This is a genomic window from Paenibacillus sp. 7516, assembly GCF_002272715.1.
Lineage (GTDB): Bacteria > Bacillota > Bacilli > Paenibacillales > Paenibacillaceae > Paenibacillus > Paenibacillus illinoisensis_A.
This window is the reverse complement of record NZ_NPBI01000019.1, coordinates 1-11,610: the sequence shown is the minus strand read 5'-3', so window position 1 is coordinate 11,610 and position 11,610 is coordinate 1. Positions and strand designations below refer to the sequence as shown.

Annotated in this window: 22 protein-coding genes; 21 read left to right on the top strand and 1 reads right to left on the bottom strand. The window is 42.6% G+C overall.

Annotated elements, in window-relative coordinates; all coding sequences use genetic code 11:
- From CHI14_RS15960 to CHI14_RS15900, 17 genes are all read left to right on the top strand, one after another.
- A partial coding sequence (locus CHI14_RS15960) for a replication initiation factor domain-containing protein (protein WP_212677002.1) occupies window positions 1–1,243 on the top strand: 1,243 nt, incomplete at its 5' end.
- Between the two features lie 481 nt (window positions 1,244–1,724).
- A complete protein-coding gene (locus tag CHI14_RS15955; RefSeq protein ID WP_095289503.1) occupies window positions 1,725–2,033 on the top strand; it encodes a hypothetical protein in 309 nt (102 codons plus the stop codon).
- Window positions 2,034–2,074: 41 nt separating this feature from the next.
- Window positions 2,075–2,233 carry a hypothetical protein gene (locus CHI14_RS30090; RefSeq protein ID WP_170948157.1) on the top strand — a complete coding sequence of 53 codons (159 nt, stop codon included), beginning with the start codon at window positions 2,075–2,077 and terminating at the stop codon, window positions 2,231–2,233.
- A gap of 18 nt (window positions 2,234–2,251) precedes the next feature.
- Window positions 2,252–2,473 carry a hypothetical protein gene (locus tag CHI14_RS15950; RefSeq protein WP_095289502.1) on the top strand — a complete coding sequence of 74 codons (222 nt, stop codon included), beginning with the start codon at window positions 2,252–2,254 and terminating at the stop codon, window positions 2,471–2,473.
- A 93-nt stretch (window positions 2,474–2,566) separates the two neighbouring features.
- A complete protein-coding gene (locus tag CHI14_RS30085) occupies window positions 2,567–2,707 on the top strand; it encodes a hypothetical protein (RefSeq protein WP_170948160.1) in 141 nt (46 codons plus the stop codon).
- 145 nt (window positions 2,708–2,852) lie between these two features.
- Complete coding sequence (locus tag CHI14_RS30080; protein ID WP_170948158.1) at window positions 2,853–3,020, top strand: hypothetical protein; 168 nt, start codon at window positions 2,853–2,855, stop codon at window positions 3,018–3,020.
- 24 nt (window positions 3,021–3,044) lie between these two features.
- The gene (locus tag CHI14_RS30075) at window positions 3,045–3,203 is read left to right on the top strand and encodes a hypothetical protein (RefSeq protein WP_170948157.1); all 159 of its coding nucleotides are present in this window, start codon (window positions 3,045–3,047) and stop codon (window positions 3,201–3,203) included.
- 346 nt (window positions 3,204–3,549) lie between these two features.
- Complete coding sequence (locus tag CHI14_RS15940) at window positions 3,550–5,142, top strand: hypothetical protein (protein ID WP_095289500.1); 1,593 nt, start codon at window positions 3,550–3,552, stop codon at window positions 5,140–5,142.
- Window positions 5,143–5,155: 13 nt separating this feature from the next.
- Window positions 5,156–6,568: a fibronectin type III domain-containing protein gene (locus CHI14_RS15935; RefSeq protein WP_095289499.1), complete on the top strand. Its 1,413-nt coding sequence runs from the start codon at window positions 5,156–5,158 to the stop codon at window positions 6,566–6,568.
- A gap of 73 nt (window positions 6,569–6,641) precedes the next feature.
- Window positions 6,642–6,779 (top strand): hypothetical protein, encoded by a 138-nt coding sequence (locus CHI14_RS30070; RefSeq protein WP_170948159.1) that lies wholly within the window; start codon window positions 6,642–6,644, stop codon window positions 6,777–6,779.
- Window positions 6,776–7,216 carry a hypothetical protein gene (locus CHI14_RS15930; RefSeq protein ID WP_095289498.1) on the top strand — a complete coding sequence of 147 codons (441 nt, stop codon included), beginning with the start codon at window positions 6,776–6,778 and terminating at the stop codon, window positions 7,214–7,216. The genes CHI14_RS30070 and CHI14_RS15930 overlap by 4 nt, the downstream gene beginning before the upstream one ends.
- Before the next feature lie 78 nt (window positions 7,217–7,294).
- Window positions 7,295–7,558: a hypothetical protein gene (locus tag CHI14_RS15925; RefSeq protein WP_095289497.1), complete on the top strand. Its 264-nt coding sequence runs from the start codon at window positions 7,295–7,297 to the stop codon at window positions 7,556–7,558.
- Window positions 7,559–7,561: 3 nt separating this feature from the next.
- On the top strand, window positions 7,562–7,819 hold the full coding sequence (locus tag CHI14_RS15920) for a hypothetical protein (RefSeq protein WP_095289496.1): 258 nt from the start codon (window positions 7,562–7,564) through the stop codon (window positions 7,817–7,819).
- Between the two features lie 105 nt (window positions 7,820–7,924).
- A complete protein-coding gene (locus CHI14_RS15915) occupies window positions 7,925–8,254 on the top strand; it encodes a hypothetical protein (protein ID WP_095289495.1) in 330 nt (109 codons plus the stop codon).
- A 12-nt stretch (window positions 8,255–8,266) separates the two neighbouring features.
- Window positions 8,267–8,614, top strand: a complete 348-nt coding sequence (locus CHI14_RS15910; protein ID WP_095289494.1) for a hypothetical protein — start codon at window positions 8,267–8,269, stop codon at window positions 8,612–8,614.
- A 9-nt stretch (window positions 8,615–8,623) separates the two neighbouring features.
- On the top strand, window positions 8,624–9,253 hold the full coding sequence (locus tag CHI14_RS15905) for a zonular occludens toxin domain-containing protein (protein ID WP_212677001.1): 630 nt from the start codon (window positions 8,624–8,626) through the stop codon (window positions 9,251–9,253).
- Between the two features lie 16 nt (window positions 9,254–9,269).
- Window positions 9,270–9,515, top strand: a complete 246-nt coding sequence (locus CHI14_RS15900) for a hypothetical protein (RefSeq protein ID WP_095289493.1) — start codon at window positions 9,270–9,272, stop codon at window positions 9,513–9,515.
- An 11-nt stretch (window positions 9,516–9,526) separates the two neighbouring features.
- Here the strand turns inward: CHI14_RS15900 and CHI14_RS15895 are convergent, their stop codons facing one another.
- Complete coding sequence (locus tag CHI14_RS15895; RefSeq protein WP_141236689.1) at window positions 9,527–9,727, bottom strand: hypothetical protein; 201 nt, start codon at window positions 9,725–9,727, stop codon at window positions 9,527–9,529.
- A gap of 315 nt (window positions 9,728–10,042) precedes the next feature.
- On the opposite strand from CHI14_RS15895, the gene CHI14_RS30065 reads away from it, so the two are divergent.
- From CHI14_RS30065 to CHI14_RS30315, 4 genes are all read left to right on the top strand, one after another.
- Window positions 10,043–10,324: a hypothetical protein gene (locus CHI14_RS30065; protein ID WP_095289491.1), complete on the top strand. Its 282-nt coding sequence runs from the start codon at window positions 10,043–10,045 to the stop codon at window positions 10,322–10,324.
- 145 nt (window positions 10,325–10,469) lie between these two features.
- Window positions 10,470–11,042, top strand: a complete 573-nt coding sequence (locus tag CHI14_RS15885; protein ID WP_249281140.1) for a tyrosine-type recombinase/integrase — start codon at window positions 10,470–10,472, stop codon at window positions 11,040–11,042.
- A gap of 139 nt (window positions 11,043–11,181) precedes the next feature.
- Complete coding sequence (locus tag CHI14_RS15880) at window positions 11,182–11,394, top strand: hypothetical protein (protein ID WP_095289490.1); 213 nt, start codon at window positions 11,182–11,184, stop codon at window positions 11,392–11,394.
- 5 nt (window positions 11,395–11,399) lie between these two features.
- The coding region (locus CHI14_RS30315) for a hypothetical protein (RefSeq protein WP_212677000.1) at window positions 11,400–11,610 on the top strand (211 nt) is incomplete at its 3' end.

Here is an 11,610-nt window from a genome sequence, read left to right as displayed (position 1 = left end):
ATTACAGGAGTATTACATTTTTGAAAACAGTTACATGGGGGAGCTTACATTTATGACTGACATCAGCAGAGAAAATTTAGTTTCATTAATAGACTGGTTAAGTTTCACGGTAAAAACGATGGCTCATGAATCTGAACATGGAACCGTCCGGACGGCTGTTACAATCTCCGATGTGTGTAGGCTGCTGAATATCCCGGAATCTGAGTTCGTTGATATGCCTCGCGGATTGCACGGCTATCATCATCAGAAGGTTTGCGGCGACATTCGCATTTTGTATGGCGGTACAGCCGATATGGGAATGCACGTTCAAATGTCTGGTCAAGGCTGCCGTCAATGGGAAACGTATTTCGGTGACCAATGGGAAGCTTTACTGAATGAACTATTGAACCATGACTGTAAGATCTCTCGTCTCGATCTGGCCATCGATGATATCCGGTACGATGGTGATAAACCATTTTTCAAAGTGGGTGACCTGGTCAAGAAAGCCAAGAAAGGCCTTTGCCGTTCGAAGTGGAGATCTGCGCAGCCTACGGAAAAGATCAAACTTGCGGATGGGACAAGTCACGGTAAAACCATCTATTATGGTTCACCTACATCTAAAATGCAGCTCCGTATATATGAAAAGAATTTTGAACGTAAAAATGCCGGCATGGAACTTGAAGAAAATCTAACGGCTTGGAACCGGGTCGAATTGCAGCTGACGGATGACCGGGCACAGACAACGGTGGACTTTATCACCAAAGGTACAACGACAGGTGAAATCATCTTCGGCATATTGTCTCATTACATTAATTATGTAGATGATAACGGCGATAGTAATAAAGCGCGTTGGCCTATCTCCCAATTCTGGCTCGACTTTTTGAATGATGCTGCAAAACTTCGCTTAGCTGTTAAAGCTCCAGACAAGACAATTCCGGTTAAAGAAGGTTGGCTACATAATCAGGTCAGTGCAACACAGGCTGAAGTCTGGTACGCTCTCGGATCGCCGGGAGAAGAATATTTTGTCGACATGATGGAACGGGGCCTACTCAAAATGAGTGAAGCACAATGGAAACGTGCTGAAGCGTATCGCGAAATGATGGAAGTCGAACGTGCTCATGGAATTGCTAGCAGATCCGAACGGTACGAACGCTTTATGGAAAACCGTGATTTGGCGATTGCGGAACATCAAAAACGGCTTGCTGAACAACATTTTGAGAATGAAAAAAGAGACGCGGCAACGTCTCAATCTTCAGACCTATGAAATTAGGACAAATTTACCTGTTTCAAACACAAATAAGCCAAAATTTTCGTTGGCAAATGTCGGTACTTGTACTATACTATAGGAAGAAACTAATTCACCAACTTAATTAAATATCAGAAAGGCGAACTGCTTCTTGGCGGACTCAGTTAGCCTTTCCTAGAGACATTCCGATTCGCACTCGGGGTGTCTCGTTACATGTAGTATATCGTGTTATATGCTGCAAATAAATCAGAACACACGTTCTGTCACTGCGTCCGCCTATTGGTGGGCGTTTTTTTATGCATAAAATATTCAATTGCATGAATAATTATTCACATTGAATTTGAATGTTTATGCAGCGAAAAATGCCAAAAACAAGATGTGAACAAATTGTGAACATTGTACTGTAACGTAATTCTGAGCAACATTGTACTGGATCTGTGAACACTGATCTTCGGATCGTTCAAATATAAAAATTTAAAACCCAGAGGAGAAATGAAAAATGGAAAACATGAAGGTTGTCGTATTGGGTGCCAACCGTTACGGCTTTGATGATGAGAAAACCGGACGTAGAGTTGAAGGTTGTAAAGTTCATTATATTAGCACAGGTAATAAGCCAGGAGAAAATGAGTTAGGTTCCATCCCTATGTCTCAAACTATGGAATTTAGCTTCTTTAATAAGATTGGACAAGTACCAGGTATTTATGAAGCCGTGACGGCTCTTGACATGAGAGGTAAAAAGCTTGGTATCAAGATTGTTGATTTCAAGTTCATTGAGCCTGTGACGTTCGAAATGCCTGTTAAAGCCTAACGTGGATTCTGTATATTCCACGAAAGGAGGTGAAACAGCATATGGGTACAATTCCAGTAGTTACACTTGATTATGATCTGGCAGACGTAGCGACATCTACATCCAGTTGGTTCAGCAGTCAATGGTTGATCTTGGCCTTCTCGATCGCCATTCCTCTCTCCTTCTTCGTCGCTCACCGAATCAAAGGACTGTTCCAGTAATGATAGGAGGTTCCCATATTGACTGTTACCGATGCTGTCTATGATGAACAGCAGCCCATAATTTACGACATCAAAGCCGAAGTTGGGGCTGCTCTCTCCGATTTTTATCGGTCTCACGTTGAAGGGAACCTACAGATTTTCCACAGTTTGACCGTGGGAGAGATCATTATTTGTATCTTGTTAGCTGCAATCATTCTGCTGTATGTATTCCACTGGATTTGGGAGGCGATTCGTTATTAGTGCATTAGTAAATGACTACTTCCTTTTGGGCCTACCCTTCGTCCTGTTGGTCTTGGGCAGTCTGGCTGCAACATGGACAAGGATTGTAATGAAATGAAGCAGCTCATAATTGAAGGATTCACGCTTATTTATGGCGGTGACTATGTCCCTGCCTTACTGATCAGCGGAATAATATTTGTTGTTGCTGTTGTTTCGATGCTCTCCATTTTGAAAGCTTGGGGGCGTTATTCTTGACATTCAGATTAGATATGGCACCCATGATGCAATATGCGTACAACATATTTTCAAGTTTCTTGCCGTTGATTTATCTCTATGCCGGGGCAGGACTTGCAATATGGATCATTTTCAAAGTGTATAACAAGCTTAAAGGATGAGAGAAATGCTTCACAGTGATCGTATGCCTGAGATCCCGGCAGGGCCTCCGATCAGTGACTTGTTTGCGAATCTTGCGCTAAATTGGTCGACTCTTATGCCTGTGCTTGCGATCCTCTTTGGTACCATTTTTGGCACTTGGCTGCTCATGAAAGTAAAACGCAATACAGATTAAATTTAAGCTCAGGAGATGATTTTTGTGGGTACGATTCCAGTAGTTACGCTTGATTATGATCTTGCGGATGTAGCAACATCAACGTCCAGTTGGTTCAGCAGCCAATGGCTGATTCTGGCCTTCTCGATTGCGATTCCATTGTCTTTCTTCGTCGCACACCGGATCAAAGGCTTGTTCCAGTAAAAGGGTCTATTCAGGCCCTTTTTCTATAAATGATTACATTGGAGTTGTTGCCCTTGCCTGTACTACTTGTGGTAACAGCGGCGGCATTTTCCATAATGCTTGGCAGAGAAATTTATATTGTGCTCGATATCAGGAAACGTCTTCAAGAGTCAGAACATTTTCAGCCTGAAGAAACCGGAAATGACTTTATACATGATTTTGTTAAGTCCTCGAACCTTGAGCTTCGGAGAAGACTCAGGGACATCGCGGTTTTGACCGTCGGTTTACTCGTCATTTACGTAATAGCCAACATTCTTCAATCCCAACTGATTACTGAATCTGACATTGACTTGACGTACAGATATCTATGAAACGAATTTTATTTCTCTTGCCATTGTTGTTGTTCTTGCTGCCCTCTCTCGCTTTTGCCGCTCAGGATATGAATTTAAACAATTATCACTATATTCACTCGAACACTTCGGGTGCTGGTCAACTCCTAAGTGACAGGTCTGGCCGAACGGTCATTCAGGGCGATTCCGTAAATAATAACGGTGTGATTAAGAGGATCACATTCGGATCCAATGGCCGTGAAGATACACGTTTGTATCTGAAATATCCGGACGGATCTACGCAAGATGTTTCTGGAAATACCGTCACACTTAATCAAGATGCATTGAGCATTACGATTATTCTGGATAAGACCACAAACTCTGAAACGTATGTCAAAGTGCTAACGGTATACGTTGACGATCCAGACGCACCGGAACAACTGGCGTACAATTACACGCTAGATGCTCCAACAAACTGGGGTGACTTACCTTCTGGCCCTTCCGATCCGGGAGGCGGTGGAACGGGATCACCTTTCAATAACTACAAGTTTTACTATGTGGATTACAAAGACCAATACAGGCTGGATTATTGGGATGCTCCATCAAGTGCAGCTACCGTAAAACTCGTGTTTACATCAGCTTCTGGCACAGTCTATGACCGTGAATGGCCGATAGATCAAGTCGGTGGCACCTTGTATCTGACTTGTACGGGTACGTATCAACTTCAATATCTGGATGGTTCCGGTACGGTCGTTTCATCGGCTTCGGGCCTTCAAACAAGCCAAATTCAAAATAACGTATGTGCTTCCTTCCCGGAGCCTGTGCCAAAGGATGATCTTAATGCAAAGGTCACTATGCCAGCTTGTACGGATCAAGGCAGTGATGGATTACCAAAAGTCTCATGGGACGCTGCTCCAGGAGCCGAATCCTATGATATCTACAAAGACGGTCAAAAGATCGGCAGCACTACCGATACGCAATATGATCTTCCCGGTGACGGTTCTTACAGCGTTGTCGGTCGGGACCCGTCTGGAAACGTAGTCGGAGAATCGGATATTAACACACCGTACATAGGCGCTGAAACGAATAGTGATGCGGATGCCATATGTCAGTGTATCCGGGATTTACAACCCGTCTTAAATGAGATCCGGGATAACACTCAAGCCATTCATCAGGATCTTCAGACGACGAACCAAGAGCTTGGTGAAGCGAACGACAATCTCAAAGAGATTATCAAGCAGCTCACACCAACAAGAGAGTATGCGCTGCCTACGCCAATCACAAAACCGGATCTGTATAAACCCGATGATGTGATGCAGCAGCCGTATGAAAATAATCAAACATACTTCGAGGATCAAGGCGATTCAGCTACACCGGATGCAATGCCGGCTGCACCAGAACCGGAAGCTTGGGAAATGGATGGCGTTAAGATGCAGCCTGAAAGTGAAATGACGGCTGATCCTGTACTTCAAGCTGATCCTGTACTTCAAGCCGATCCTGTTCTTCAGGCAGAACCCGAATTAACGCCTGATCCGGTATTAACAGCAGATCCTGAAATGACAGCTGATCCACCGATGGAAGTCGTCGAGGAAGATTATCAGCTGCGGTGGAAATCGTCTGAATTTCCCTGATTGGAGGTGAGTTATGAAAAAAGTATTTGTACTGTTTTTATTGATGATTATGGCTGTACCTGTTACACCGATCTTTGCCGCTGTAGGTGTTAGTAATATCGTTGTTGGTAAGGCGCCGTCATTGGTTACTGGTGAAGTTACTAATGTTAATGCTATTACTGATTTGCAAGCCTTATCCTATGCCGTACTTAGTCCTTCATCTTCTGTTCGATACACTTTTACTCAACCTTATCGTGCATCATCGTTTGTGATTGAGGTAGGTGCATCTCCTGCAGGTTTGAAGCTTAAACTGTATGACTTTTATGGTAATCTTCTTGCGACTGGTCAACCTGGTGGTTCATTGGATAAGCCGTACCCTATTGATGACGTGTCTTACGTTACTCTTGAAAACACGAATGCTGTAGGTGGTGCTTCGATTAACGTATTTGATTTTAAATTCAATGCGGCTCCGATGACAGATTTTACGAATCCAGATGCGGCAAAGTTTATGATTGTGAATCTTAAAGCTACGGCGACAAATAGTACTGGAACCGCTATATCTCTTACTTGGGATCGAATTGTGTCGGACTATTTCAAGAATTACAAAGTGTATCAGGACAATGTGTTAATACAGTCACCTCTTGTGAATTCGTATATGGCATCTGGTCTTGTGCCTGGTCAAACCTATAATTACAAAGTTTCAGTCGTGGATACATTCGGTAGAGAATTTCCGGCTGCCGCGATCACTTATCAAGTAGCTGAACCGGATACGGTTCCACCGGGTAAACCAACAACGGTTACGGTTACACCGGATCGTTACAGTGCCTTGGTTAAATGGACGGCACCATTGGATAACGATGTTGCAGGTTATCGCGTGTACGTGGATGGTGAACTAGTGAATCAAACATTGGTGAGAAACACCCAATATACGCTTACGGGTCTAAAGCATAGTACGGATTATCAGGTGTATGTTGTTGCTATTGATACCTCGGATAATGCTTCTGAAAAGTCTGATGTCGTTGATTTTAAGACACTAGATCTGCAATCTCCTCCGGTGAATCCGAGAATTTCCGGTACAGCTTTCAGCGGCGGTGCCTTGCTAAATTGGACGCCTGTTCCCGGTGCGGACTCGTATAAGGTCTATCAGGATGGAATGTTGATTCAGACCACGGACAGTACAAGCTTGCGTGTGAGTGGGCTGACCAATGAGTTGTCGTATAACTTCTATGTTGTGGCAACGAATGACGTGGGCGACTCTGAACCTTCGAACACGGTTATGGTTACACCGAGTATCAAAAGCGTTCCGGAAGTGTCCATGAGTTACAAATTGAAAGACGTCGCGGACAGTACAAGTAATTGGTTTAGTTCTTACTGGACATTGCTTGCCTTCGTGATTGCGATCCCATTGAGCTTTTACGTGTCCAATCGGATCAAAGGTTTATTCTGATAACTGGCTTCCCGGCCATTAAGACATTAATGCCGTTAATGACCGGGAGAAAAGCCGTTAGGAGTGGTTGAGTATGGATGAACGAATGAACTTGATTATGCAAGGTGTACAAGCACTCGTAAGCTGCTTTGAAAGTCCTCTGTTCCTAGCTTTTACGGCAATGATTTCGCTAGGTATTGCACACGGTATTAAGCGGTTGGTTCTTGAATGACTTTTGTTGATACGCTAATGAGTTTCTTGTCTGGAGCCTTCGAAGTAATTGGTAAAGGTATTCAGACGCTGCTAAACTTCCTTGCTGTTCCTCTCGGTTGGTTGGTCGCGCTGATCGAAGGTATCTGGTATTTCCTGACCAAGCTTGTGACCGTTGTAATTGAGGTCATTGATATCTTTATTGCCCTGTTTCAGTTCCTCGGATCTCTCGCTCTTGGATTCTTGCGAACGATCCAAGCTTTACTGTTTATCGATTTTTCCCGAACGCCTCTGAACTACCCGAGTTCTACGGGATCAGGAATGCAGCTCGTTATGGAAAAGGTGTTGCAGCCTGTTGGTTTTATGACGGTTGTTCCTAGTGTAGTGCTTGCGCTCGTTTGGTTATTTTTCGTTGTTCGTGTGATTGGACTACTCGGAGGTGAACGCGATAATGCTTAGTGGTTTTGAAATCCTGTTAAACATTATTGCCTTCCTGATCGGGACGATGTTGTTTTTCTCGTTCAGGAGTTTTAAAGAATGAAGAACCTGATAGATACGATATTTGGCCCTGTAATTATGTTTTTGACAACAATATCCGATTCGCTGCGGTCGTTGTCCGTCCCTGTTGCCCGGCCGCTTGATTTCGGTAAATATTTCGGGCATTTCTCGTTTATGGGCCCGATCTGGATTACGGTTGTGACAACGATTTGCACACTTGGATTTATATATTTTATTACGTACTTAATCGTGAACAACATGGGATTATTCCAGAAGTTTAAAGATTTTATCAAATGGTGGTGACTTATGAAACTTAGTAAAAAGTATATTATTTATTTTTTTCTTGGTGCTTTAGCTTTTACGTTAGCTGCTGTTTCTATCAACACAGTATTGTATAACTTCTATCCTGCTTCTTACAGTGTTTATCGTTCTGTTATGAACAATAACAACTTTGTGTTTGGATATATTTTCTTCTCGGGTGTGGCAGCTGCTTATATCGCTCTTTTGGCAGCAAACGTTTTTGAATTTGAAAAGAAGGAGAAAAACAATGAGCTCAGTGTTTAGAACATTTTTCGAAATCGGTTCGGCTGTAGGTATTAGCCTACTGTTTACCCTCGTTCTCCCGGCGTTTTGGCTGAAGAAAAAGATACTTAAATAGGAGTGAATGTGATGGCTGCTAGACGTGATAAGCTTTTGATTTTTAACGAGGATCATACGGTTCAGATGGTGCCGATCGAAGAGGTATCGGAAGAAGCAGTTCTGACGAAGCAAGGCATGTATCAACTCGAAAGTTTGAACAAGCATATTGATACTCAAAACGGTTACATCCTTTACGTGGCTAATGTGGATTTGCCAACAAAAATGGAAGCTCAAAATCTTAGGCAGCTGCGTAAGTCTACAGCGCTGAAACGGATGCTTGAATTTAATATCCAGGACAAACCGGACATGTTCAAGTGGGTGCCTTATTTTATAATCGCAATGCTCATTCTGTTCAAATAGGAGGCTATTAAAATGCAAACAGTTCAAGAATTTATGATCGAAGATTTGCTTGAGTCCAATGACGATAACGATATGATTCAGGTGCTTGATTTTATCCGGAAACATGGTGTCCCAATTACGCAAGATCAGGCCCGGGCTTCCTTCCTGCTTCAGGAAATGGGTCTTAACGATCTCGCCCTTTTCGCTCAAACGATGCGTACACAAATGGTGCCAGTCAATCGCTATTACAAAATCACAGACAAGCTCACTTTGGCCGACCGGATCAAGGGTAATGCCAAGCTTGGTAATTTGTTAAAAGCCAATGCCAACCCGGCTAATCAGCAAGGAATTCCAATGGGAATCGAAAAAGGAGTGAAGTAAATGTATCTCATGGGTTTTGACGGTCCACTTGGCGCGGGTAAAACGTTGGGCATGAGCGTCATGGCCCAATATTACAGGCAAAAGACAGGTTGCACCTTGTATAGCAACTATGGTCTGAAGAACAGCAAGTTATTTACTACGTTTGACCAGTTTCTGGACATTGCACAGCAGCCATCAAGCATCATTTGTTTAGACGAAGCCCACACGGATCTAGACAGCCGATCCGGGAACACCAATGTTGCAAAATATTTTACGCACATGCTTTTCTACCTTCGGAAATTACGTTGCACTCTATTTTTTTCAAGTCCAAGTATAGCGAATATTGAGTTTCGTGTGAGAAGCATTATGAATGTTTATTGTCAGGTGCAAAAGAACAAAAACAGCTTCCTTTATAACATGTACGATTTGCAATCTGAACGCTTTCTTAGAACCATGAAAGTCAATCAGAAGAAGGTTTTTTCGATAGGCCACGAGATTTACGATACACACAAGATGGTCGTACCGATTGAGTTTCCAGAGAAGAAAGAAGATTACCTCAAGATCCTTACTGACCTTAAGAATATAAGTGATCAATATTACATAAACGGACAGGCGACGAACGAGCCGGAAGCGCAGCTTACGGAAGTCGTCGCCGGGTAGGGAGGAATAGAGAACGATGATGACAACAGTCACCAATCTACGGTTACAGTCTCAGATTAAACAACTCAAAATTGCAAGTGAGCAGACGGAAGAGTTTTTAACCTGGCTAAAAGATAACGCCGAGCTGCCCGACGTTCCAGGACTCGGAGCAAGCTTGATTAATGCCATAAATCATCAATCTAATATGGCAGCCTATTTCGGTAATATGCAAGAGTCCCTTAAAAATCAGATAAAGCAAGAAAAAGAAAAAAAGCCTTCCTGATCGGAGGGCTTTTAAATGCTTGATTGATTAATAATTTCTTCGGTAGTCTTCAGGGCGTTTCGATGCTCTTCAAGAGTGATCGTTTTATATCGGTCCTTATAGATCGCGTAAAGATAGGCAATCACTTCAGATTCATTGGAGAATTCCAAGTCCTTTTTCAAGTCCTGGACGATAGTTTTGACGCTGCTATAGACTTGCATTTGCTTTCTCAAAGGGATTCACGTCCTTTCCTCCCTGCATTATAGCAGAATCTATAGAAAAACATCAATCCTCTATAGACAAGTCTATAGACAGAATGGTAATATCTATACACAGAACACGTTAATCTATAGAAATCTTATTCCGGAATTTGTTTTCAGGGGTGTAGGGGATATATCCCCTACTTATACTTGTCCCAACACGAAAACCGGAAACAATAAAAGAAACGTATGTTCTCATTAATCCATAGCCCTTCCGGCTCCCTTTATACAACGCTGCCGATCCGGCAGGCTATCGACTACCCAAACAACAATCAGGAGGTTTTCAGAATGAACTGTTTACGTTGTAAGACTGTTGAAACGATCCGTATTACATACCCACTAGATCGCCTTAGAGACGTCCGAGGACGCCAGTTACCTGCCGTAGTGGATCGCTGTCCCTGCTGTGGTCTTCAATGGGGTGATATGCCTGAAGAAACTTCTGAAGCGATTTCTGATGCTCAGCCCTACTATCCTTTAATGGCTGATTACAGACTTTTTTATGCTCCTTCTGAAAATCCAGAGCAAGAACAGGTAATTTTGTTTGAAGGTTTGGATTTTGAATCGTTTTAAGGCGGCGTAGACGCCTTGTACCTCCGTTATGTAACACGGGGGTACAAAATACATACGTGGCTCTAAAAACGCCGTAGTAACGCGGTTTAAAGCCCTTAAAAACTAATTATTCTTTAAACGGTTTTTTCTTTGCACTTTATACAACATGAAACGAGGTTTTCGCGAAATGGGACGCAGAATGCAGCCTATTCGGGATCTCGGCATCTTGGAAGATTTTAAAGAGCTGCTGCAGCAGTGGGAACTTCGAAACTGGCTTCTCTTCTGTGTTGGGATTTCGACCGGGCTTAGGATCAGCGATATATTGCCGCTGCGGGTCAAAGATATCACAGGCAAATATATTGAGCTCACAGAGCAGAAAACGAAAAAGTACCGGAAAATCATTATTAATAAACGTCTACGTTCTTATTTTGACCACTATCTGAAAGAATATGACTGGCTCGGCCCGGATGATCTTTTGTTCAAGTCTCAAAAAGGTGACTTCCCGATCAGCGAGGTACAGGCTTGGCGAATCCTTAAAAAGATTGCTGATGAATTAGGTCTGGAGGATGTCGGTACACACACCATGAGAAAATCTTTTGCTTATCATTTCTACCAGAGGACAAACGACATTGCTACGCTTCAAGAGATCCTTAATCATAGTACGCCTAGGATGACTATGATATACATTGGTTTGGTCCAGGAGAACATTGATAGAGCCATTATGGATTTTGAAATTTAAATAGGGAGTTGTTTTCATGGACCCATGGAGTTTAGTATTGGCTGCTTATTTTCCTCTTATGATATTTGTCGTTATGTTCTTAGCGTTTCTTATCGTGCTTGTGTATTTTTCTTAATCAAAAATAAGGAGAGTGTCTTTGATGAAAGATCTGAAATTTGATGAATGGTTTGAGGTTTATAAGGCTATGGATGATCGCGTGAACATTCTTGAGGAACAGTTGATTCAACTTATTGCAGCTGGCGAAGCAGAAGGTTATTCAGCTTCAGATGAACAGTCTATAAGTATGCTTAGATCAAATTTGAAGTTTGCTAAAAGTGCATACAGAAAGATTTCTAAAATTGGATTGGGGTGACTTTTGTGAGAGCAAAGATTAATTATGTTCTAGTCTGGTTGATCTTCTGCGCTGTACTCCTTTGGTTATTGAGATTTCTGTACTTTAACTTACATCCAGATACGCCAGATATCATTTTTAAACTCATGCGTCTAATTGGTGGTATGGGTTATGCCATGGGTGTGATCGCTGCAGGAAGGTTCCTAATTTCAGAGTTTAAGATACAAAAGGAAGAGT